We start from the raw sequence: 22,138 nt of genomic DNA on the forward strand, positions 1-22,138 counted from the left end.
GGCAGAGTCTGCTTACTCAAGATACTGAACCGCCGTGTACGGAACCGTACGCACGGTGGTGTGAGAGGTCGGAGCCTAAAGGCTCCTCCTACTCGATTGCGACGCCAAATTGTTGAATGTTCTTAGGATATTCGACAATTTCGGTCCGACAGGATGTCAAATTGTTGAATGTTTCTCGACATTCGATAATCTCGGCTTAATCGGGAATCAAATTGTCGGATGTACCTCACCTATTCAACAGTTTTGGCCACCGCGTTCTGCATTTCTTCTGAATCCTAGACTTGCTTTTCTTATTGAACGCGATGAGGTGTCAAGTTACCGGATAATGTCGGTTTCTGATAAATGCTTTCTTAGCCTGGAAATAGTATAATTGGGACAATTAAGAAGGCTGATTTTCAAGCTGACAGATGATAGGAGTTGAGGATATGCTGACGGACAGAATGAAGGTTTCGATCATTGCGGGCGCGCTTTTGGGCGTAGTCTGCATACTAGGTGCCCAGTTGCGATCCGGATTCGAGAAGGAGGCACTTTATCTTTTCGCGTTCTGGTATAACCGGCTGTTGATGGGTGTCGTCATCGGCTTAGCAAAGGAAACGCAGGAATTGAACCGGGCCTTGGGAAGAGGAGCCATTCTGGGACTGCTTGTTTCTTTCGCTTTCTACAGTTCAACAGGATTCGAAGATGCCATCGGTTTTGCGGCGGGCATCGCCTATGGTGTCATCATCGACTATGCCGCCTACAGATTCGCCAATAAGCACCGAGGCGGCAAGCATCTGAAGAGGGGCTGATGATTTGAAAGACAGAATCCAGGAAATTTCGGAAGAATTGAAGTTGGTCATCTCGGGGAAAACTTTCGATGCTTTATTGCCCCCCTTGCTGTTTGCCGTCGTCAATAGCAGATATCAGTTGACCGTCGCAAGCATCTTGGCGATTGCTTTGGCATTGCTGTTGGGAATCATCCGGTGGGCAAGGAAGCAACCGTTGCGCTATGCTTTGGGTGGTTTGGTGGGAGTCATGGTTGCTTCCGCAATCGCCTATTTCTCGAATAATGCCGCCAATTATTATCTCCCTAAAATAGCATCCAGCGCATTGCTTGTGTTGGCGGCGCTGGTGAGCCTCATTCTGGGGAAACCGATGGCGGCTTTGACGAGCCATTTGACACGTGGCTGGGATTTGGATTGGTATTGGCGCAAGGATGTGAAACCGGCCTATCAGGAAGTGACGGTTTTTTGGTTGCTGCTTTTTCTGATGCGCTTGGCTTTACAGTTCACTTTATACAGTCGCGGGGATGTTATCGAGTTGGCTTGGACCAATACACTCTTGGGGCTTCCGTTCACGATTGCAGGATTGATCCTCAGCTATCTCTATGGCATTTGGCGCCTCCGCAACCTTAAAGGGCCCAGTGTGGAGGAGCACCGCGAAGGGAAACCGCAGCCGTGGGAAGGGCAGACACGTGGTTTTTGATTAGGTGGATTTCGGAAAGAAGGAATCTTGATGGAAAAAGCGGGAACCGTCGCACTATAGGGCCGGTATGCCAATTGTATTTCCTGTAAATACCTGTTTTTACTGCTGAGGCTGCTGCTCGTTGGTGGCGGAATATAAACTGGGATACAAATGGATCACCCGCATCGAACTGTCCGATGACGCGGACTATGAAGGATACTGGGAACAGCGTGGATTTGACAATGAGGCGGATGCCAACCCATGAAGCGGGCGACTGAAGAGAAGCTTAGGCTGTATCCGCGCATAATGCGTATTCCAAGAAAGTCAGAATGGCCGGGGCTTTTGTCCTGACCATTTTTTTGTCGCAAATCAGTTTTCTCAAAAATATAGTCTGGAGTCTCAGCATTTGGTATGATGGACCTATCTTTTTTAGGAAATGTACCAGGCCTTCGGCAATGCCCGAAAGAGCGATTGAACAAAAAAATAATAATATTGATGAGGAACACTATGATACTTGTGATAGATAATTATGATTCCTTCACCTACAACCTTGTCCAATATCTGAAGCAATTGGATGAGCAAGTTGTGGTGAAACGGAACGACAAAATAACAATTGAAGAGGTAGCGGCTTTGGATCCGCTGATGATCTTGATTTCCCCGGGTCCGAAGACACCCGATGAAGCAGGCATCAGTCTGGCTGTCGTCAGACATTTCGCAGGAGCCATCCCGATTCTGGGCATCTGCCTGGGACATCAGACGATTGCCGGGCTCTTCGGTGCGGAAATCGTGAAGGCGAAAGAGCCTATCCATGGCAAGGTTCATGCTATCCAGCATACCGGAAAAGGCGTTTTTCAGGGCTTGAAAAGCCCGCTGAATGTCACAAGGTACCATTCCCTGATTGTGGAAAAGGGGAGCCTTCCGGACTCGTTGGAGGTTACCGCTTGGACGGAGGAAGGCGAAATCATGGGATTTCTTCATCGCGAAGAGTTGATCGAGGGGGTCCAGTTCCATCCGGAGGCGATCCTGACGGAGCATGGTTTGGATATGTTGCGCAATTTTTATGAGCGCGCTAAAAGAAAGCGGGAAGGAGAGATTGATGATGAAGAAAAGCACGGCTGAGATCGTGATCAAGGAAATCGCCACAAGCCTGTCGAGTTTCGAACTGTTCTCTCTGTTCCGCGACCGCAGGCACTGTTTTTTCCTCGACAGCGGGATGGATCCGAAAAAATTGGGACGCTATTCCTTCATCGGCTTCGATCCCGAACGGACGCTGACCGCGACAGCGGATGTGGATACTTTTGCAGAACTGAAAGCACTGTTGGAAGAATATCAGCTGGACTATGCAGGCGAGCTCCCTTTCATTGGCGGAGCTGTCGGTTTCTTCGGCTATGAGCTGCGCCATCAGGTGGAGCTGTTGCCGAAGGAAGCGATTGATGATGTCCGGATTCCTGACAGTTTCTTCGGCATCTATGACGGGGCGGTCGTGGTGGACCATCTTTTGAATAAGGTTCATCTTGCCTCACCGGGCTTTTTTGGTGATCCGGAAAAGTGGGTGGACGAGACGGAAAAGGTCATCCTGACTGCGGAAGGGATGGATTTTCCGGTTCCGCACTCGGGATTGGTCGATGAAGCGAGACCGAAGCTTACCGCAAACATGACAAAGGCTTATTATTTGGACGCGATCGCCCGCATCAAAGAGTATATCCGTTCCGGCGACATCTATCAGGTCAACATGACCCAACGTTTCCAGTGTAGTATGGAATCATCGCCCTACGATCTGTATACACGTTTGCGCAACATCAATCCCGCTCCATTCGCCGCCTACATCGACTTCGGCATGGGGCAGCTGTTGAGCAGTTCTCCGGAGCGTTTTTTGCAGATCCGCAACGGCAAGGTGCAGACTCGGCCAATCAAAGGCACCCGACCACGGGGCGTCACCAAGCAAGAGGATAGCGTGAATCGCCAAGAGCTGTTGGAAAGCGAGAAGGACCGTGCTGAGCTGTTGATGATCGTCGATCTGATGCGCAATGATTTGGGCCGAGTCTGCAAGACAGGCAGCGTCAAGGTCACGGAAATGTACCATATCGAGGACTACAGTACCGTTTTCCAACTCGTTTCGACAGTCGAAGGGGAATTGGAGGATGGCATCCATGCGCTCGATTGCATCAAAGCAGCCTTCCCGGGCGGATCGATAACAGGGGCGCCGAAAATTAGGGCGATGGAAATCATCGACGAAATCGAGCCGACCCAACGCAACATCTATACCGGATCGATCGGTTATATCGGGTTCAACGGCGATACCGATCTGAACATCGTCATCCGGACGATCCTGCAAAAGGGCGATACCGTCTATTTTCAGGTCGGCGGCGGCATCGTCTGGGATTCGGATGCGGAAATGGAATACGAGGAGACGCTTGTGAAGGCGAAGGCGCTCATCGAGGCACTGCAGGCTGAATTACCAACGGGAGGGGAATGATCATGCAAGTATTTTTGAATGATGCCTATATTGAGGAAGACTCAGCGCTGGTCAGTCCACTGTCCCCGGGCTTCATGTACGGATACGGCGTTTTTGAGACGATCCGTGTCTCTGACAAAAAAGCGTTGTTTCTGGACCAACATCATGGGCGCATGGTCCGGGCGCTGTCGATTCTGGGGATGACTTGCCCCTATAAAGAAACCGAGCTCCAGCCGATCATCGAAAAACTGTTGGAGCTGAATGCCATCTCCGACGGGTTCGTAAAGGTCGTCTGCAGCAAACCGACACCGAAAAAAGGGCCGCAGCAGGAAGCGAATATCCTGATCCTGACAGGTATGAAAACCTACAATGAGCAATATTCGACAGGATTGAAAGTGTGCCTGGCCGATACGAGAAGGAACGAATTCTCCAAACTCGTCGGCATCAAAAGCATGAACTATACGGAAAACATCTTGGAAAAGGAAGCGGCAACAAATGAAGGCTTTGATGAAGCTATCTTTTTGAACACGCATGACCATGTCGCAGAAGGCTGCGTTTCGAATGTTTTTTGGGTGAAGGACAGCGTGGTTTACACGCCGTCACTGAACTGCGGTATCCTGGAAGGGACTGCAAGAGCGCGGGTAATTGAGAGATGCGCAGCACTTCGGATTCCCATCCGAGAAGGAGCGTATGGTCTGGATGAACTTCTCAGAGCGGACGAAGTTTTTCTCACGAATGCCCTGATGGATGTCATGCCGGTGAACCGGCTTGAGGAGCGGCGTTTCGACATTGGGGCCTATCAAATAGTGCCCCAGCTCCGGCGAGGCTGATGCCCGCCGGAGGACAGCGGTGACTTTCGGCCGCAACTCCGACGAAGCTGCCGTCACCGGAGAACGCCAGCAAATTACCGGCTGAACTCCGGCGAAGCCTGCGTTCCCCGGAGCAAAAGAATAAAAACCACCCGGAAAGCATAGGTCCGCAAGAAAGGAAAAACCCACTAAAATGGAAAAATGCGAACAGATCGAAAGAAGCCTCATCAAAAAATATCGAAAGCAGTTATGGCGGCCCTTCATCAAAGCGATCCAGGAATACGAACTGATCCAGAACGGCGACAAGATTGCCGTCTGTATCTCCGGCGGGAAGGACTCGATGCTGATGGCCAAAATGATGCAGGAGCTGCAGCGCCATGGACCGCTCCAATTCGAGCTTGTCTTCCTGGCGATGAATCCGGGATACAGTGAACAGAACCAACAACAGATTTTGGATAATGCCGCATTGATGGGCATCCCGCTGACCGTTTTCGAGTCGTCCATATTTGATGTCGTGGAGAATGTCGAGTCGTCCCCTTGTTATCTTTGCGCACGCATGCGCAGGGGCAGCTTGTACCAAAAAGCCCAAGAACTCGGCTGCAATAAGATCGCTTTGGGTCATCATTTCGATGACGTCATCGAGACGATCCTGATGAATATGTTCTATGGCGGGACCATCGAAACGATGATGCCGAAACTGCACAGCCGGAATTTTGCAGGGATGGAACTGATCCGGCCGCTTTACAACGTGAAAGAAGCGGATATCATCGCCTGGAAAGACTACCATCAACTGACTTTCCTGCAGTGCGCCTGCCGTTTCACAGAAATGTACGACAACCAACCGAGTGATCTGGGCGGTTTCAAGCGCAAAGAGGTGAAGGCATTGATTGGGCAATTGCGCGAAACGAGTCCGCTCATCGATGCGAATATTTTCCAGAGTGTGCAGAGCGTGAATCTTGAAAAAATAATTTCTTGCCGCGATGGGGACGGAAGACATCATTTTCTTGAAAAATACGTTGCTAGGGCTGAAAGCACACAGTCGGATATGGTAGAATGAGTCGAGCCTCCGCAAAATGGAGAACATGAATAGGGAGTTGAAAGAAATGACCTTGTCATTCGAAGAAAAAAAAGCGATATTTGGTGAGTATGAAGAACTGACGGCCGTGCCGGTCTCGATGAACCGGATCAATTATCATTTCAATGCGAGTGCGGTGGACCACAAGATTGTTGTCCGCTTCCTGCATCCAAACGGCAATGCCTTCATTTATGCAGGCTACCTGCCGAAAGAAGAGACGGAAAAAGGCTATATTTCCGTTTTGGAAAGTGACGAAGGAACGATCCGCTTCCTGTTGGAAAAGGCGATTTCCTTCCTGAAAAAGACAGCGGACGGCTATGTGGAAGGCTATTCGGAAAAATGGGTGGATCCTTCTGGAGAAGTTCTGTTGCTGATCTACGACAATCCGATGTGGTCGGTTGCTTTGAAGAACGGCCAAATCGAAGGGATCTTCAAGACCCGCGATGCGGCTGTCGGTTATCTGAATGATGAAGGTTTCTCGCGGACCAATTGACCGCCAAAAGTATGTGAAAGAGAGGTTGGCATGGGAATCAGACAATTGCTAGCAGACTATGTCCCCTTTAATGAGCAGGAAGCAAAGGATCGTGAGCTGATGCTCCGCTATCTGGATCAGTTCGATGATCTGTTCAGGCGCGAGAATGAGTTCGCCCATTTCACTGCTTCAAGTTGGGTCGTCAATCGCGACCGAACCAAGGTGCTGATGGTCTACCATAACATCTACCGTTCCTGGTCCTGGATCGGCGGCCATATGGATGGCGAAACCGATTTTTTGGAGACAGCCATCCGGGAAACGAAGGAAGAGACGGGTATCGAGCAGGTTCAGCCTGTATCGCAGGAACTTTTTTCGCTTGAAATATTGAGTGTGGACGGGCATGTCAAAAACGGCAAACAGGTAGGGACGCATGTGCATCTGAACCTGACTTACCTGTTGGAAGCGGACGAAACACAGCAGACAAACATCAAACCGGACGAAAACAGCGGGGTCGCCTGGATGGGATTGGATGAGGCGCTGGCCAAGTGCAGTGAGTCTTACATGAAGCTCATTTACGCCAAACTGAACGATAAATTGAACAGAATACAATAGCCGATCAACGCCGATGGTTCCCGTTTTCCATCTGCGGAGAAAAGTGGCATAATGACAGGGGAAAGCATCGATTGCGCCGAAGAAAAACTTCGGCGGATAGGTGCAGCCGCTGTTTTTTTAGCCATTTGCACTGTCGGGGTCGGCATGAAAAAGGTCAAGGGGGATTTTATACATGAATAAAATTGTTCCGCATTTTTGGTTTGATACGCAGGCAACAGAAGCTGCCGCATTCTATACCTCACTGTTCGATAATTCCAAAATCACGAGCGTCAGCCAAATCCATAATCCACCACCATATGGAACTGCAGATATTGTCTCTATGACGTTGGCTGGTCAGGATTTCATGGCAATCTCGGCAGGGCCGTATTTCCAATTCAATCCTGCCATTTCCATCCGTATCGATTGTGCATCAATGAAGGAAGTCGATTTTCTTTGGGAAAAACTTTCGGAGGGCGGCGCGGTACTCATGCCGTTGGACGCATATCCTTTCAGCAAAAGATATGGTTGGACCGAGGACCGCTATGGGCTGTCCTGGCAAGTCATGTACGTCGACGACCGGGAGATCGAGCAGAAATTGACTCCTACGTTGATGTTCACTAAAAAACGATGCGGCAAAGCCGAGGAGGCGATCCTTTTCTATGAGTCGATCTTTTCAGATACCAAAATCGATGGAATGGATTATTACGGAGTTGGGGAGGAACCGGATGCGCCGGGAACGGTCAGGTTCGCTTCTTTCAAGCTGGAAGACCAAACGTTCGCAGCCATGGACAGTGCCCAGGCCCATGATTTTGAATTCAATGAAGCCGTCTCTTTCATTGTCAATTGCGATACTCAGGAAGAAATCGATTACTATTGGGAAACCCTGTCATATGAACCGGAAGCGGAAAACTGCGGCTGGCTGAAGGATAAGTACGGGATATCTTGGCAAATCGTTCCAGCGGACATGAACGAGATGATGCTGACTGCAGATCCTGAAAAATTGGCGCGCGTTACAGAGGCGACTCTGAAAATGAAAAAATTAGATCTTGCGGAACTGAGAAGGGCTTATGAAGGATAGTCACTGTTTTTTTTCGGAATGAAGGATGCAGAGTATGAAAAGATTGAAAGAACAGTTCGGTGGTTCCCAACAGCGAGCTATGCTTGAAACGGTAGGCGTACAGACCGAATTGAATCTGTAGCCGGGTCAGCAGGCTGAAAGTCTGTGATGGGATACGAATGCGTCATTTTCTTTTACCAAGAACATGTTCTATTTGCTATAATGGACCCTGAGGTGAATTCATGAAATTCGTAGTGGCAAGGACATTCAAAAAAAACGGTAGTGCGGCAATCGCAATCGATGCGGTGCCATCCATTTTTGGCTATTCGGAAGAATTGGAGCAGCGTTTCGGGCGGAAAATCGAGGTTCTGCTACTGAGTGGGGACTCCGTGGAAGCTTTGGAAGAGGCGTGGCCGGAATACGCACCCATCGCGATGGCGGACAACAGGGAAACATTTGAGCGCATGATAGAAGAAAAAGTCATCCGGAAAAAATAGCATCGGATCGACGCGGGAGCATACCGGAATGCTGCCGCGCCGGTCTTTTTTGTTTTAAATTCTCGGATGAACCTTGGTCTGGTATAATCGAATCAGAATCAAAAAGCCAAGCCAAATGACCGCTTCGGCGGCCAAAGATAAAAGACAAAGTAGATGAGAGGAGGGGCCTTTTACCGCACGGATCCACCAATCAGCGGATCCTGACAGGTAAGGCAAGTAAAATGACCTTAAAACAATTAAGATATATGCTGGCGGTCGCCCAATACAAATCGATCAACGAAGCCGCAAAAAAATGCTTCATTTCGCAACCAAGCCTCTCGAACGCCATCAAGGACCTTGAGGAAGAAATCGGCTTGGAATTGTTCATCCGGACCGCCAAAGGCATCACTCTGACCGCGGAAGGCAGCGAATTCCTGAAGTATGCCCAACAGGTGGTCGAGCAAGCAGAATTGCTGGAACAGCGCTACCTCGACAAGAAACCGGCCAAACAATTGTGTTCCATCTCGACCCAACATTACGCGTTCGCCGTCAGTGCGTTCGTGAACATGATCAAAAAAAGCGGAGCGGATGAATACAAGTTCACATTGCGCGAGACGCGCACTCATGAAATCATCGAAGACGTCAAAAGTTTCCAGAGCGAAATCGGCATCCTGTATCTGGATTCGTTCAACCGCAATGCGCTCCAAAAAATTTTGCGGGAGAGCCAATTGGAGTTCCATCCTTTGTTTGAAGCGGAACCCCACGTCTTTGTCAGCGTCCGCAATCCGCTAGCGGCCAAACAGAGCGTTACCTTGGCGGACCTGGAGGATTATCCCTATCTCTCGTTCGAACAGGGGGAGCATAATTCCTTCTATTTCTCGGAAGAAATCCTCAGTACCGTGTTCCATAAAAAGAGCATCCTCGTCAGCGACCGCGCGACTTTGTTCAATCTTGTGATTGGTTTGAACGGATATACCATCTCCACGGGTGTACTTAGTGAAGAACTGAACGGCACGGACATCGTTTCGGTTCCGTTGAGTGTTGAGGACCGGATGGTGATTGGTTGGATTGCAAATAAGAAAGCAGGCATCAGCCGGCAAGCGGCGGCCTATATCAAGGAGCTAAAGGCAGTGATCCGAACCTACGGAAATTAAAGGGTTCGGCCTGCTTTTTGGTATAGGCTATAGCTATATCTGAATATATTTTTTTGGTGTTACTCTATATCTTCAGTTCATGGCATACTAGTGGAAATAAATGACTTTTTGTGGTAAGTCATCAGCAGACATGATCATTCTTACACAAAGTAAGTGTGCCTGGCAATCCGCACCTTGAACAAATTGAAGGAGGACATTAGTTATGAAGATTAGAGATATGATCAGCAAAGGGGAACCAACCGTTTCGTTTGAAATTTTTCCGCCGAAAAGCAACTACGCCCTTGAAACAGTGTTCGACACCTTAACCGAGTTGAAGGACCTGCATCCCGATTTCATTTCCGTGACGTATGGCGCAGGCGGGACCGCCCAAAGCAATACGGTCGAAATCGCATCGCGCATCAAAAAGGATTTCGGCATCGAATCGATTGCCCATTTGACCGGCTGCACCTCGACAAAAGAAGGAATGAAGAGGACATTGGCATCGATCAAGGAAAGCGGCATCGAAAATATCCTGGCTTTGCGCGGGGATATCCCACAGGAAAAATTGGCCGACAAAAATTGGAATCCGGAATACCGTTATGCTTCCGAGCTCATCGACGACATCAAAGCGGCTGGCGATTTTTCAATTGGAGCAGCCTGCTATCCGGAAGGACACGTTGATTCCATCAACAAAGTGGATGACCTGAAAAACCTGAAAAAGAAAATGGACCACGGCGCTGACTTCATGATTACGCAACTTTTCTACGACAACGATCAATTCTATCAATTCAAAGAAAAATTGGAGCTTGTCGGCATTGAACAGCCGGTCATTGCGGGGATATTGCCGGTCCTGAACATCAAACAAGTGAAACGGATCCAGGAAATTTCAGGCTGCAACCTGCCGCCTAAATTCCTGCGGATACTTGATAGATACGAGCACGATCCCGCTTCGCTACAGGAAGCCGGTATCGCCTATGCAGTCGATCAGATCATCGATTTGCTTTCTTCCGGAGTTGATGGCGTCCACATCTACACGATGAACAAGCCTGATGCAACCAGAAAAATCATGGAGAGCATTTCCTGTGTCCGCAAAGCTGTCTGCAGAAAAGAGCCACAGAGATGAAGACGGATCTGAAGCTGGTCGCAAAATATCTTGGCTTCGGCAATAAACAACCGGACGAACGGACAAAGAACGATATGGAGGCGATTGCTGATCAGTTTGAGCAGGCGGTCACCGGGAAATGGACTTATGGGCATTATCTTCTGGACCACTCCGTTGAGGGCTTGATCACGCTGGAAGGGACCGCTGTAGTGTTGGAAGGGAAAAGCATCACCCGTACGCTTAAGCGATGCAAGGAAGCCTATATCATGGTCTGTACATTAGGCGCACAGGGAGATCTCCTTATCGAGCGCAACAAGTTGATGTCGCCTACTCTGGGCATGGTCGCTGATGCTTGTGCATCCGCATTTGTCGAAACGATCGCGGACCGTTGCCAACAGGAAATCGAAAGCCAGATGCCGGCGGGAGCCGCTTTGACGTTCCGCTACGCTCCTGGATACGGGGACCTTCCGTTGGCCACCAACAAAACGCTGCTCGGGGAACTGCAGTCCGACAAACGGATCGGCGTCCATCTGACGGACTCGATGCTGATGACGCCAAGAAAATCGATCGTAGCGATCTTGGGTGTTCTGGAAGAAGGCACCTCCAAAGGCAAGAACCATCGCTGCGGGAACGCCAGTTGCAACGAGTGTGATCTGAACGATAGCTGCACAGCCAGAAGTTAAGCTAAGGGAGACAAAAAGAATGGATATCAGAAACAAAATTGGAGAAGAATTGCTTCTCTTTGATGGAGCGATGGGCACGATGCTCCAAACATACGGGATGAAAGCTGGCCAAAATCCGGAAGCATTGAATCTGGACGATCCCGAACTGCTCGGCCGGATCCATCGCGAATATGTCGAAGCCGGCGCGCAATTCATTACGACAAATACTTTTGGCGCCAATGCCTACAAACTGCAGGAGACTGGCTACTCGGTTACGGAAGTGGTGACGGCGGCTGTCAAAATCGCAAAAAAGGCGGCTGCTGGAACGGAAACAAAGGTTGCACTCGATATAGGGCCGGTCGGGAAGATGATGAAACCGATCGGATTGCTTGATTTTGATCAGGCTTACGACTATTTCCGCGAGCAAGTGACTGTAGGGGCCGCTGCCGGCGCCGATCTGATCCTCATCGAAACGATGTCGGACCTTGCAGAAATGCGCGCTGCCGTTTTGGCTGCAAAAGAAAATAGCAACCTGCCGATTTTCGCGACGATGACCTTTACGGATGACGGCAACACCTTGACCGGAACCGAGCCGGAAATCATGGCGCTCTCCTTGGATGCATTGGGTGTGGATATGCTGGGCGTGAACTGCTCATTGGGGCCAAAGGAATTGATCCCCATCATCAAAAGGATTTTGGCCTTCACAAACACGCCAGTGATGGTGCAGGCGAATGCCGGCATCCCCGTGACGGAAGCGGGTGTGGCCAAATATTCCGTCACTTCCGCGGACTATCTTGAGGTTGCGAAGGAACTGGCTGGTTTGGGCGTCTCCGTGATCGGAGGCTGCTGCGGCACGACACCAGAATATATCCATGATCTGCAGCAGGCTAAAGCATTTTTTGTGAAAAGGGAAGCCAATAAATTGAAGCGGTACGTCTGCTCCGCGCAGAAAAAGGTTTGCCTGGACGGCCAGATCACCCTCATCGGTGAGCGGATCAACCCGTCAGGCAACAAAAAATTGAAAGAACAATTCGTGGCAGGCAATCCATTGGCGGCCATCAAAGTCGCTTTCGAACAGGTCCAAAAAGGTGCAGATGTGCTGGACGTCAACACCTCCTTGCCGATGATCGACGAAACGGACTACATGACCAAAATCATCGATGGGATGAGCGGTCTGGTGGAAGCGCCGCTGCAGTTCGATTCGACCAAGCCTGATGTGCTTGAAGCGGCTTTGCGGCGCTACAGCGGCGTCGCAATCGTCAATTCGGTCAACGGGAAAGAGTCCTCGATGGCTGAAATTTATCCGATCGTCCAGAAATACGGCGCCTTTGTCGTGGCTTTGTGTCTGGATGAAGCAGGCATTCCCGATGATGCTGCCGGCCGGACCAAGGTCGCCCAAAAGCTGATCGATCGAGCGGGGGAGCATGGGATCGGAGCCGAAAGATTGTTGGTCGATTGCCTTGTGCTCACGGCGGCTGCCCAACAGAAGGCAGTCATGGAGACGTTGAAGGCGTTGCGTTGGATCAAGGAGAATACCCCGGCGCTGACGACTTTGGGCTTGAGCAATGTTTCCTATGGGCTGCCTTTCCGGGCCTTGATCAACCGCACCTATTTTGCGATGGCCTTAACTTCCGGATTGGATACGGTCATCATCAATCCAGGCGCCGACGGAATCGTCGACACGATGCGCGCCTTCAATGTTCTCTCAGGCCAAGATGATGGTGCAATCGACTATATCGACTACAACAACAAAAAGGCTGTCGTCAAATCCGATGCGCCTAAAAGTGAGAATGTCGCACGCTCCTACCGGGAAATGCTGCTGGAGGGCGACGAGTCCGGGATCATGAAAGCAACAAATGCCCTTCTGGAAACCAATATCCCGCTGGCCGTTGTCGACGACCATATCGTGCCGGCCCTGGATGAAGTCGGCAAGCTCTATGAGCAGAAGAACATCTTCCTGCCCCAGCTGATTCGCGCCGCCGAAACGGCCGGAAAGGCCTTCGAAACGATCCGCGCAAAACTTGCGGCCGGCAATGAGAAGCTCGAATCGAAGGGAACCATCGTGATGGCCACCGTAAGAGGGGATATCCATGATATCGGCAAAAATCTGGCGAAAGTCCTGCTTGAAAATTACGGCTACGATGTCATCGACTTGGGCAAAGATGTCCCGATCGAGGAGGTTGTGACGATGGCCAAGCAACGACAAGTCAAGTTGGTCGGACTGTCGGCTTTGATGACGACGACAGTTACTGCGATGGAGGATACGATCACTGCTTTGCGCAAGGCGGATCTGCCTGTGAAGGTCTTCGTCGGCGGAGCCGTACTGACGGAAAAATACGCCAAAGCCATCGGTGCGGACTATTACTGCAAGGATGCCCGCGCCGGCGTCACAGTAGCAGAAGAAGTCTTCGGACAAGCTTAAAAAAATCCGGCGACGAGTCATATGTGATGACTTGTCGCCGGATTTTTATTTGTTTTGTCAGTGGTGGACGGGATGTCTCTTTTTCTGGTCTGATTTAGCCCGTAACAGGAAAGCGCTGATGAAGAAAGCGACAGCATACATTGCTAAGATGGCATACAAGACATTGTTATAAGAGCCAGTCTTCGCGATGATGAGGGCGCTCAGCTGGTTACCGGACAAACCGGCAAAAGCCCAAGCCGATAAAGTCAGTCCATGGACGGTACTGATGGTCTCCATTCCAAAGCGGTCCGCCAAAAGCGGTGGAAGGCTTGAAAAACCACCGCCGTAACCGGCGTTGATGACACATAGCAACAAAATGATCAGCGGAGCGATGGCATTGTCCACTCCGTTCGCTAAAAGCGTAATCGTCGTAGCTCCAATCGATAGCCCGAAAATCCAAATATAAATGGTATTCCGGTCCTTCAGTCTATCGGCAAACGCCGAAAATCCGAGCCTTCCGCCGGCATTGAAAATCGCAGTCAAGGAACTGATTGTGGCAATTGCGCCAAAACCAATGGAATGAAGCAGATCCTTTTCCTGGGAGATGAGTGCCAATCCGCAAGTGATGTTGAGATAAAACATCAGCCAGATGCCGATGAATGTCTTATTTTTGAAGATATCCAGCGTATGGGTGCCTTTTGCCCGTGCGCTCACTTCGACCCAATCCGCCGGCTTCTTCAAAAGAAGATGACCCGCGAACATCATGATGAAGTAGACAACAGCCAGGATGTAGAATAGCTTATAGAGACGAGAAGGATCAACGAGCGTACCGTCTGAGTTTGTTGCACCCAGCAACATTTCGATGATTGGACTCGCGATTACTTTGGCCAACCCGAACCCTGCAACCGCTATTCCAGTGGCGAGACCTTTATTATTCTTGAACCAAAGCATCAATGTCTTTACTGGCGAAAGATACCCGATGCCGCACCCGATGCCCATCAAAACGCCATAGCTCAGGAAAATACCGATCAGCGACTTTTGCTGGATGAAGAAGCCGGTACCAGCCATTCCCGCTGCGAAGCACACAGCCGCAATCAAGGAAGCTTTATGGATATCCCTTTCGACGATTTTACCGGCGAAGGCTGCTGACATCCCGAGACAGAAAATTGCCAGACTGAAGGCCCATTCGACCTCGCTTTTCGGCCTTCCGATATATTCGGCGATGCCCCCTTTCAGCAAAGACCAACAGTAAACGGTCCCGATGCTGCAATGGATCAAGAGTGCCGGGATAGCAGCACGCATCCATTTATTTTCGATATTGTTCATTTTAAAGCCCCCCTTAGATAATGATAATATGGATTGCGTGAATATTTTATCAAGCTATCGTAATCATACTCTCGATTCACAGGGAATGCAATCGCTTTCCCGGACAGTGCGAGAGGGCAGTTTGTATAATCCGGACAATGTTTTTTCCCTAGGAGGCCGTCAAGATGGAATTATCTGGAAAAATCGAAAATTTGTCGGTAATATGAACTATATACAGAAAGGGAGGAATCAGCGGATGAAAGTTGAGATCAGGAAAGCGGATTTTCAGGATTTGGTTGCATTGAAAATAATTGAGGATGCGTGTTTTCCGGAAGCCGAGGCAGCGACGCTAGAATCACTCAGCGAGCGGCTGAAACTGTTCCCTGAAAGCTTCCTTATTGCCGAACTCGAGGGCGAATTGGTGGGGTTCGTGAACGGAGCAGTCATCGATGAACCAATCATCCGCGATGCCCACTACCACGATGCTGCTCTGCATAATCCGGATGGCGCTTATCAAAGCGTATTCGGTTTGGATGTGAGACCAGCCCACAGAAAGCAGGGAATCGCGGGAAAACTGCTGAATGCATTAATCGATGCGGCTAGGAAATCGGGGAGAAAAGGCTTGACGTTGTGCTGTAAAGAGGAAAAGATCCCTTACTACGAGAAGTTCGGGATGGTGAACAACGGTAAATCGAGCTCCACACACGGAAATGCCGTCTGGTATGATATGATTCTGAACTTTGAAGAAAGAAAGGGAGAGCAAATGGATCCGAAAATCATATTGGCGAGTCAGTCGCCAAGACGCAGCGAATTACTGTCCTTGATGCACAAGGACTTCACGGTCCAGGCTGCGGATATCGATGAAAAAGCGATAGAAGAACGCATCCTTGCCGAGGCGGGACAGGATACATTTTTGGACACCGCCACAAAGATTGTGGAAATGTTGGCGCGGGAGAAGGCGGCAGTCATCCAGCGTGAGAACAGAGAAGCGATGGTCATCGGCTCGGACACTGTGGTTGTTTTGGACGAAAAGATCCTGGGGAAACCGGTTGATGAAGCCGATGCCTCTGGGATGCTGCGCGCAATGGCCGGCAAGACCCATTCGGTCCTGACCGGCGTCAGCATTTTATGGGGAGAAAAGGAAAAGACTTTCGCGTCAGAGACGAAGGTCAGCTTTTTCGAATGGGACGATCGGATGGCGGAGGAAGTAAAGGCATATGTTGCATCGGGCAAGCCGATGGACAAAGCCGGAGCATATGGTATCCAGGAGGAAGCTGCGCTCTGGGTTTCCGGAATCGAAGGGGACTACAATACGATCGTCGGTCTGCCTGTTGCCTTGGTCGATAAAGCTATCCATCGGTTACTGACGGAAGCACAGGTAGCGCAGTAGTTTTTGAAAGCAAGAAAAAACGATCGCACTCAGCTGGATGCTGCGTGCGATCGTTTTTATTATTACAAGTCAGAAGGCTCGATGTGGCGGATGACGCGCGCTGGATTCCCAGCAATCACGACATTGTCCGGGAAGGATTTGGTCACGACGCTGCCCATACCGACGACGACATTGTCCCCCAGCGTGACTCCTGGACCGATCACGGAAGAGCCGCCGATCCAGACATTGTTCCCGATCGTGATCGGTTTGCCGTATTCCCAGCCGCTGTTCCGTTCGACTGGATCGAGAGGATGGGTGGCGGTATAAAGGCTGACGTTCGGCGCGATCATCACGTTATCGCCGAATGTGACCGGACAGGTATCCAGTATCGTGCAATTGAAATTCGCATAAAAATTTTCTCCGACAAAGATATTCGTTCCGTAATCCAGCGAAAGATTCGGTTCCATGTAGATTTTTTCGCCGGCCTTTCCGAACCAGTTTTTCAACAGCTCGCTCCGCTTGTTGGAATTCGCTTCGTTGTTGAATGCGCGCATATTTTCGCGGGCTTTCTGCCTTAATGCGACGAGCTCCGCGTCACCGGCCAAATAGGGTTCACCGGCGATCATTTTTTCTTTTTCTGATTTCATTTTATGTTCTCCTTACGTATAGGGCAGTGAATTTTTGGGTTATCTTTACTAATTATAGCGAAACATTTACTCATTTGATATACGAAATGAATCAGGTGTTATTTTCTTTTTGTGTTTACAAAATTTTTTTGACTGCATCAAAGCAAGTTGGGCTTTTCGGAAATTGGCCTGTTAAATTTTGGATTGTAAAGCATAAATGCAGTAAGATGTGTGTAAGCGATAACAATTGCGAAGTGTATGGAAGGGGTTGGTAAAGTGAAGGAAGCTATGTTGTACGAAAAACTAGAGGACGGCAGAGTCAGGTGCGGCGTCTGCCCGCATCATTGCGTCATTGCGCAAGGAAAGCGGGGTATCTGCGCAGTCAGGGAGAACCGGGAGGGGACTCTGTATGCATTGAATTATGGGAAAGCAATCGCGGTCGCAATCGATCCCGTCGAAAAGAAGCCGCTCAACCATTTCCTTCCGGGCACCACAGTGTACTCGTTCGCCACGATCGGTTGCAATCTGCGCTGTCTCTGGTGCCAGAACTGGGCGATTTCGCAAGCCTCCAAACCGGATCACCCGATTTATGGGGAGGACATCAGCCCGGTAGAGCTGTTGGATGATCAGACGAAATATTTTATAAATGCGACCGGCCGTTTCGTTATCGGCGGTCCTGCAGGCGACTCGGGATGGACCGGCAAAAAAATCATCGTCGATACTTATGGCGGATTCGCGCGGCACGGTGGAGGCTCCTTTTCCGGGAAAGACCCGACCAAAGTCGACCGCTCCGCCGCGTACGCTGCCCGATATGTTGCGAAGAACATTGTAGCTGCAGGGTTGGCCGGTAGATGTGAGATTCAGCTGGCCTATGTCATTGGGGTGGCCAGGCCCGTGTCCGTCCGCGTTGAAACTTTCGGGACCGCCAGCATTGCTGAAGAACGGATCGAAGAACTGGTCGAAAAGCACTTCGACCTGCGCCCAGCTGCGATCATCTGCGATTTCAATCTGCGGAAACCAATCTACAAAAAGCTAGCGTGCTATGGACATTTCGGCAGACCCGAATTGGATCTCCCATGGGAGCGGACCGCTAAGGCCGCTTTGCTGGCGGAAGAAGCGATGGATTTGAAACGATTGTCGAAACGGCATGGGGATGAGGGACTTGAACAATAAGCTGGATAGGCGGAAAATCAAACGTTAACTTCCGTATATATGGTGATCCGGAGACTGGGCAGGTAGTTGCCATTGGTGAAAACAAATAGCCCTCTGGCTGATCCGCTGCTGCGGCACAGCCAGAGGGCTATTTTCGATCACTTATTCAGGTATTCTGCCAGTCCGGCGTTCCGGAGTTTGCAGGATGGGCATTCACCGCAGCCGCCAGGGACGCCCATATAACAAGTATGGGTATGTTCCTCGATGTAAGCGAGACAACCCAGCTGATCCGCCAGTTCCCATGTCTGCGCTTTGGTCAGGTACATCAGCGGCGTTTCGACGTTGAAATTGTAGTCCATAGCCAGATTCAGGGTCACGTTCATCGATTTGACGAAAACGTCCCGGCAATCCGGATAGCCGCTGAAGTCCGTTTCGCATACGCCCAGGATGATGGTGCGGATGCCTTTGGATTTGGCGAAGATGCCGGCCAACAACAGGAAGAGCGCGTTCCTGCCGTCGACGAAGGTGTTCGGATAGTCTTCGGCATCGGCTTCCTCGATCGTCTGCGATTCGTCCATCAAGGCGTTCGTCGTGACTTTGCCCATGACAGTCGCGTCCAGGATATGGTGTTCGACGCCAAGATCGTTGGCGATCCAGGCTGCCCGCTCCAGTTCGATGTTGTGGCGTTGACCATAGCTGAAGGAAAGGGCCACGGTGTTTGCCGCACCGTACTTTTGGATGGCTTGGATCAGGCAAGTCGTGGAATCCTGACCTCCTGAAAAGATGACCAAGGCTTGTTTTTGGGTTGTTTCGTTCTTGTTTTCCATTTAGCGGTTGTCGACTTTCTCGGGATAGAGATCGTGCTGCGCCAAACGTTGCCAAGCCACGTCCGCCCATTTGGTGTCGGGTTTGCCGTAGTTGCAGTAGGGATCGATCGAGATGCCGCCTCTCGGTGTGAATTTGCCCCACACTTCGATGTATTTCGGCGCCATCAACGCGATAAGATCCTTCATGATGATGTTCATGCAATCCTCGTGGAAGTCGCCGTGGTTGCGGAAGCTGAATAGGTAGAGCTTCAGCGATTTGCTTTCGACCATAATCTCTCCAGGTACGTAGGAAATGTAGATGGTCGCAAAATCGGGCTGTCCCGTCATCGGGCATAAGCTTGTGAATTCGGGACAGTTGAATTTCACAAAGTAATCATTATCCGGGTGCTTGTTCGGAAAAGTCTCGAGTACTTCCGGAGCGTAGTCCTGCGGATATTTGGTCTGTTGGTTGCCCAGTTGGGTGATGCCGTTCAGATCGGCTTCATTTCTGCCTGCGGTCATTTCTTTTTCTCCTTGCGCTTAAGATTTTAATAGTGCACTTTTGTAGAATCGCTTCTCCAGGGCCTGCACCAAAAAGTAGCCGACGACAGCCGGTACCGATTGGCCGATGCATAGGCTGACGACAAGCGGCAGGAACGGGATGGCCAACAGTTGCGACAGGTAGAGCGGCACGCCGACTCCCGGGATTAAGATGATCGGCAGAATCAGACACCACTTCGGCAGGTTGTATTTGCGGACAGCGTAAACGAGCGAAGCCGTTACGATGCCGACGAGGGTCCCGCCAAGCATGTCGATGATCCCCAGTCCGCCGAAGAACAGGTTCGACATAAGATTAGCGAGGCCTGCCGGGATAATCAAGAATGGGTTAAAATAAGCTAGTGCGTAAAGAGTTGTGGCGATGCGGATTTGATATTGTCCAAAAGCGAAAGATTGTGTCAGAGCCATGATGACGATGTACATAGCGATATACATTGCTGAGAAAGTCAATTTTTGGGTTTTTGTAAATGTTTTTTGCATCGATCCACCGTTGCCATAAATCTAACTAAATCTAGTTTATGTTTGCTTCCCTGTTCTTCGTGCCCGATTTGGTCCTGACGGACTACTTTCGTTTGATGCAGCACTCCGAGGGCGTAAATTCCGATGCAACGAATCGTACATATCCGAGCTACCGTTAGACTGCTTGGTAATCCCTCAGATTATAGCTTGCGTTCAGATCCCTATCGCAATGGTGGCCGCATGTGCAGTGGTAGACCCTATCACTGCGTTTCAGGTCCTTTTTGAGCGTTCCACAGTTGTTGCACAACTTGGAGCTCGGAAACCACTGGTCTGCTTCCACAAATTCAATGCCATTTAGCTCGCATTTGTATTGCAGGCATTGTTTGAAGAAAAAGAGTTTCTGATTTGCGACCGCCTTAGCTAAATGCTTGTCTTTCATCATGCCGCGGATGTTCAGCGTTTCCATCACAATGCGGGAGGGTTTGGATTTCACGATCTCCGCTGTTGTTTGATGGATATGATTGGTTCTGATGTTGGCTAAGCGTCTGTGCTGCCTTCGGACTTCACTTTCTAGATTTAGGAGATGTTTAGATTTAGGCGTTCCTTTTTTGTATTTTTTGCTTGCACGCCGCTGCAATCTCTTGAGGCGTTTCTCCGCTTTCCTCACGGAGGCTGTCTTGTTGATGTTGTTGTAAAAAACGCCATCGGAGGTGACAGCTAACTCCTTGATGCCGATATCCACCCCGACATTCCGACCATCCAATTTAACTTTTACCGGATTCACCTCGATGCCAACTGTCAGATACCAGTATTTGCCGTCGAATTTGATGCGCGGGTTGTAGTATTTGCAGTCCACGGGCAACGGTTCGTTGGTTTTCAGCCAACCGATTTTTTCCAACAGAACGTGGTTGTCTTTCACTTTCAGCTTGACACAGTCATTGTAGAAACTCGGTTTGGAGCGGCGTTTGGTCTTGAAACGGGGATGCTGGGCTTGCCCGTTGAAGAAGGCTTTATAGGCTTTGCAGGCATCCTTGACCGCCTGTTTGACGACATTGTTGGAAACGTCGTTCAGCCAGGCGTATTTTTTGCGCTTCTTCATCTTGGTGATGTGCCTGCGCAGCTCATTGTCGCTGATGAACTTCCCGCCAAAGCGATGGTTCATTTCCTGCATTCGAATCGTGTAGTTGTAGGCCCAACGAGCAACGCCTGCTGCTTGGTAGAGTTTGGAAGTTTCGTCTGTAACAATCAAACGGACCTTCTTAGTCAGCATCATCTCGGATCATCCCTTTCTATACGCAAAGTATAGAGGAAATGGGATCAAAAACAAAAGATTTGAATGCATTTGAGGAGATTTTTGTAGACTGTTTAAAAGCCTCCTAATATTTTATTCAACGCCTTACAAGAATGCACAAAAAAAGACGCACGGATGCCGAGAAGGTTGTCTCTAAGGAGAGAACAAGCCAACTCAAAAAACATTCCTGCGTTTTGATTGCATGATTCTATTTCCCTAGTTTTATTTAACGACAGGATGGTTACGAACTGTCCCGAACAGTTTAACAAATAATGGCGGAGTTGCCAAGGTGGTTTTCGAAGTTTAGCGAGCCAAGTTTGTCTAAGGGAATTCATTTGATTATAATGAAGCTAAAGATAACGTTATCATAGTTGCTTATAAGAGTGGATAGGTTCAATCAGCAGGAAGGATGAATAAAGTGGACTACATCAAAAGCCACATCAAAAAAAGCATTTTTATCGAAGCACCACTGAGCAAAGTATGGCAATACGCCGCCAACGTCGGGAATTGGTGAGACATTCAGGATGGTTTGAAAATCGTCAAGCAGATCAGCGGAGACGGCGGGCTGGGCAGTGTCTACAAAGCGGAATACGACATGTTCGGGAAAATGGTGCCGGTGAACATCGAAGTGCAGCAGGCGGAGCTGTTTCCTGAGGAGTTCGTCATGCGTGCAGCCATCCGGGTGGACACGTTCGATCCGAAGGAAGATTCTTTCGTCCGCCAAAATTACACGGCCAAAGTGGAGGAAGCCGGAACGACCTTAAACTTGGAAAGCATCCAGAATATTCCTTACATCGATAAGCACAAAACGTTCGCTAAAGAAGCGTATCTGGAAAAACGGGATGAGATTGCGCAGCAAGCCATTGAACGGATCAGACTGTTCTGCGAAGACTAGC

General features: G+C 49.8%; 21 protein-coding genes and 2 pseudogenes. 17 read left to right on the forward strand and 6 right to left on the reverse strand.

The genetic code is table 11. The annotated features are described in order from the left end of the window. The first annotated feature begins 425 nt into the window (after positions 1–425). The 14 genes from ACTCCX_RS04235 to ACTCCX_RS04300 all read left to right on the forward strand — a co-directional run bounded on the left by ACTCCX_RS04235 (position 426) and on the right by ACTCCX_RS04300 (position 13,697). The gene (locus tag ACTCCX_RS04235) at positions 426–788 is read left to right on the forward strand and encodes a hypothetical protein (RefSeq protein WP_463274897.1); all 363 of its coding nucleotides are present in this window, start codon (positions 426–428) and stop codon (positions 786–788) included. A 4-nt stretch (positions 789–792) separates the two neighbouring features. Next, the gene (locus ACTCCX_RS04240; protein WP_463274898.1) at positions 793–1,464 is read left to right on the forward strand and encodes a DUF3159 domain-containing protein; all 672 of its coding nucleotides are present in this window, start codon (positions 793–795) and stop codon (positions 1,462–1,464) included. A 486-nt stretch (positions 1,465–1,950) separates the two neighbouring features. After that, positions 1,951–2,562 (forward strand): anthranilate synthase component II, encoded by a 612-nt coding sequence (locus tag ACTCCX_RS04245; RefSeq protein ID WP_463274899.1) that lies wholly within the window; start codon positions 1,951–1,953, stop codon positions 2,560–2,562. After that, positions 2,540–3,919, forward strand: coding sequence for an aminodeoxychorismate synthase component I (gene pabB, locus ACTCCX_RS04250; protein WP_463274900.1), 1,380 nt, complete (start codon positions 2,540–2,542; stop codon positions 3,917–3,919). The genes ACTCCX_RS04245 and pabB overlap by 23 nt, the downstream gene beginning before the upstream one ends. 2 nt (positions 3,920–3,921) lie before the next feature. Next, positions 3,922–4,728: an aminotransferase class IV gene (locus tag ACTCCX_RS04255; protein ID WP_463274901.1), complete on the forward strand. Its 807-nt coding sequence runs from the start codon at positions 3,922–3,924 to the stop codon at positions 4,726–4,728. Between the two features lie 172 nt (positions 4,729–4,900). Next, a complete protein-coding gene (locus tag ACTCCX_RS04260; protein ID WP_463274902.1) occupies positions 4,901–5,764 on the forward strand; it encodes a tRNA 2-thiocytidine biosynthesis TtcA family protein in 864 nt (287 codons plus the stop codon). Between the two features lie 46 nt (positions 5,765–5,810). Further along, the gene (locus ACTCCX_RS04265) at positions 5,811–6,275 is read left to right on the forward strand and encodes a hypothetical protein (RefSeq protein WP_463274903.1); all 465 of its coding nucleotides are present in this window, start codon (positions 5,811–5,813) and stop codon (positions 6,273–6,275) included. Between the two features lie 30 nt (positions 6,276–6,305). Beyond that, on the forward strand, positions 6,306–6,866 hold the full coding sequence (locus ACTCCX_RS04270) for an NUDIX hydrolase (protein WP_463274904.1): 561 nt from the start codon (positions 6,306–6,308) through the stop codon (positions 6,864–6,866). A 172-nt stretch (positions 6,867–7,038) separates the two neighbouring features. Continuing rightward, positions 7,039–7,923: a VOC family protein gene (locus ACTCCX_RS04275; protein WP_463274905.1), complete on the forward strand. Its 885-nt coding sequence runs from the start codon at positions 7,039–7,041 to the stop codon at positions 7,921–7,923. A gap of 221 nt (positions 7,924–8,144) precedes the next feature. After that, on the forward strand, positions 8,145–8,399 hold the full coding sequence (locus tag ACTCCX_RS04280) for a DUF6718 family protein (protein WP_463274906.1): 255 nt from the start codon (positions 8,145–8,147) through the stop codon (positions 8,397–8,399). 221 nt (positions 8,400–8,620) lie between these two features. Beyond that, positions 8,621–9,532 (forward strand): LysR family transcriptional regulator, encoded by a 912-nt coding sequence (locus ACTCCX_RS04285; protein WP_463274907.1) that lies wholly within the window; start codon positions 8,621–8,623, stop codon positions 9,530–9,532. 202 nt (positions 9,533–9,734) lie between these two features. Next, positions 9,735–10,634: a methylenetetrahydrofolate reductase [NAD(P)H] gene (gene metF, locus ACTCCX_RS04290; RefSeq protein WP_463274908.1), complete on the forward strand. Its 900-nt coding sequence runs from the start codon at positions 9,735–9,737 to the stop codon at positions 10,632–10,634. Continuing rightward, a complete protein-coding gene (locus tag ACTCCX_RS04295) occupies positions 10,631–11,296 on the forward strand; it encodes a vitamin B12 dependent-methionine synthase activation domain-containing protein (protein ID WP_463274909.1) in 666 nt (221 codons plus the stop codon). The genes metF and ACTCCX_RS04295 overlap by 4 nt, the downstream gene beginning before the upstream one ends. A 19-nt stretch (positions 11,297–11,315) precedes the next feature. Beyond that, positions 11,316–13,697: a homocysteine S-methyltransferase family protein gene (locus tag ACTCCX_RS04300; RefSeq protein WP_463274910.1), complete on the forward strand. Its 2,382-nt coding sequence runs from the start codon at positions 11,316–11,318 to the stop codon at positions 13,695–13,697. A 57-nt stretch (positions 13,698–13,754) separates the two neighbouring features. Here the strand turns inward: ACTCCX_RS04300 and ACTCCX_RS04305 are convergent, their stop codons facing one another. Continuing rightward, complete coding sequence (locus ACTCCX_RS04305; protein ID WP_463274980.1) at positions 13,755–14,993, reverse strand: OFA family MFS transporter; 1,239 nt, start codon at positions 14,991–14,993, stop codon at positions 13,755–13,757. Positions 14,994–15,237: 244 nt separating this feature from the next. Here ACTCCX_RS04305 and ACTCCX_RS04310 point away from each other — a divergent pair, with 244 nt between their 5' ends. Next, positions 15,238–16,371: a Maf family nucleotide pyrophosphatase gene (locus ACTCCX_RS04310; protein WP_463274911.1), complete on the forward strand. Its 1,134-nt coding sequence runs from the start codon at positions 15,238–15,240 to the stop codon at positions 16,369–16,371. A gap of 77 nt (positions 16,372–16,448) precedes the next feature. Here ACTCCX_RS04310 and ACTCCX_RS04315 read toward each other — a convergent pair. Further along, positions 16,449–16,997, reverse strand: a pseudogene (locus tag ACTCCX_RS04315) (sugar O-acetyltransferase); the annotation flags it as partial. A gap of 573 nt (positions 16,998–17,570) precedes the next feature. Here ACTCCX_RS04315 and ACTCCX_RS04320 point away from each other — a divergent pair. After that, positions 17,571–18,149: pseudogene (locus ACTCCX_RS04320) on the forward strand (methionine adenosyltransferase domain-containing protein); the annotation flags it as partial. A 137-nt stretch (positions 18,150–18,286) separates the two neighbouring features. Here ACTCCX_RS04320 and queC read toward each other — a convergent pair. The 4 genes from queC to ACTCCX_RS04340 form a co-directional block, all read right to left on the reverse strand. Then, a complete protein-coding gene (gene queC, locus ACTCCX_RS04325) occupies positions 18,287–18,955 on the reverse strand; it encodes a 7-cyano-7-deazaguanine synthase QueC (RefSeq protein ID WP_463274912.1) in 669 nt (222 codons plus the stop codon). Next, on the reverse strand, positions 18,956–19,456 hold the full coding sequence (queF, locus tag ACTCCX_RS04330; RefSeq protein WP_068624501.1) for a preQ(1) synthase: 501 nt from the start codon (positions 19,454–19,456) through the stop codon (positions 18,956–18,958). Positions 19,457–19,474: 18 nt separating this feature from the next. Continuing rightward, positions 19,475–19,972, reverse strand: a complete 498-nt coding sequence (locus tag ACTCCX_RS04335) for a QueT transporter family protein (RefSeq protein ID WP_463274913.1) — start codon at positions 19,970–19,972, stop codon at positions 19,475–19,477. Between the two features lie 154 nt (positions 19,973–20,126). Next, complete coding sequence (locus tag ACTCCX_RS04340) at positions 20,127–21,224, reverse strand: RNA-guided endonuclease InsQ/TnpB family protein (RefSeq protein ID WP_463274914.1); 1,098 nt, start codon at positions 21,222–21,224, stop codon at positions 20,127–20,129. A 547-nt stretch (positions 21,225–21,771) separates the two neighbouring features. Between ACTCCX_RS04340 and ACTCCX_RS04345 the strand changes: the two genes are divergently transcribed. Beyond that, positions 21,772–22,137 carry a hypothetical protein gene (locus ACTCCX_RS04345; RefSeq protein WP_463274915.1) on the forward strand — a complete coding sequence of 122 codons (366 nt, stop codon included), beginning with the start codon at positions 21,772–21,774 and terminating at the stop codon, positions 22,135–22,137. The last annotated feature ends 1 nt before the right edge of the window (position 22,138 follow it).

This window comes from Trichococcus sp., from assembly GCF_055118575.1.

What these genes read in the sequence shown, in the direction of transcription:
- ACTCCX_RS04235 (WP_463274897.1), top strand. Translation starts at nt 426, where the DNA reads ATGCTGACGGACAGAATGAAGGTTTCGATCATTGCGGGCGCGCTTTTG.
- ACTCCX_RS04245 (WP_463274899.1), top strand. Translation starts at nt 1,951, where the DNA reads ATGATACTTGTGATAGATAATTATGATTCCTTCACCTACAACCTTGTC.
- pabB (WP_463274900.1), top strand. Translation starts at nt 2,540, where the DNA reads ATGATGAAGAAAAGCACGGCTGAGATCGTGATCAAGGAAATCGCCACA.
- ACTCCX_RS04255 (WP_463274901.1), top strand. Translation starts at nt 3,922, where the DNA reads ATGCAAGTATTTTTGAATGATGCCTATATTGAGGAAGACTCAGCGCTG.
- ACTCCX_RS04260 (WP_463274902.1), top strand. Translation starts at nt 4,901, where the DNA reads ATGGAAAAATGCGAACAGATCGAAAGAAGCCTCATCAAAAAATATCGA.
- ACTCCX_RS04265 (WP_463274903.1), top strand. Translation starts at nt 5,811, where the DNA reads ATGACCTTGTCATTCGAAGAAAAAAAAGCGATATTTGGTGAGTATGAA.
- ACTCCX_RS04270 (WP_463274904.1), top strand. Translation starts at nt 6,306, where the DNA reads ATGGGAATCAGACAATTGCTAGCAGACTATGTCCCCTTTAATGAGCAG.
- ACTCCX_RS04275 (WP_463274905.1), top strand. Translation starts at nt 7,039, where the DNA reads ATGAATAAAATTGTTCCGCATTTTTGGTTTGATACGCAGGCAACAGAA.
- ACTCCX_RS04280 (WP_463274906.1), top strand. Translation starts at nt 8,145, where the DNA reads ATGAAATTCGTAGTGGCAAGGACATTCAAAAAAAACGGTAGTGCGGCA.
- ACTCCX_RS04285 (WP_463274907.1), top strand. Translation starts at nt 8,621, where the DNA reads ATGACCTTAAAACAATTAAGATATATGCTGGCGGTCGCCCAATACAAA.
- metF (WP_463274908.1), top strand. Translation starts at nt 9,735, where the DNA reads ATGAAGATTAGAGATATGATCAGCAAAGGGGAACCAACCGTTTCGTTT.
- ACTCCX_RS04295 (WP_463274909.1), top strand. Translation starts at nt 10,631, where the DNA reads ATGAAGACGGATCTGAAGCTGGTCGCAAAATATCTTGGCTTCGGCAAT.
- ACTCCX_RS04300 (WP_463274910.1), top strand. Translation starts at nt 11,316, where the DNA reads ATGGATATCAGAAACAAAATTGGAGAAGAATTGCTTCTCTTTGATGGA.
- ACTCCX_RS04310 (WP_463274911.1), top strand. Translation starts at nt 15,238, where the DNA reads ATGAAAGTTGAGATCAGGAAAGCGGATTTTCAGGATTTGGTTGCATTG.
- queC (WP_463274912.1), bottom strand. Translation starts at nt 18,955, where the DNA reads ATGGAAAACAAGAACGAAACAACCCAAAAACAAGCCTTGGTCATCTTT.
- queF (WP_068624501.1), bottom strand. Translation starts at nt 19,456, where the DNA reads ATGACCGCAGGCAGAAATGAAGCCGATCTGAACGGCATCACCCAACTG.
- ACTCCX_RS04335 (WP_463274913.1), bottom strand. Translation starts at nt 19,972, where the DNA reads ATGCAAAAAACATTTACAAAAACCCAAAAATTGACTTTCTCAGCAATG.
- ACTCCX_RS04340 (WP_463274914.1), bottom strand. Translation starts at nt 21,224, where the DNA reads ATGATGCTGACTAAGAAGGTCCGTTTGATTGTTACAGACGAAACTTCC.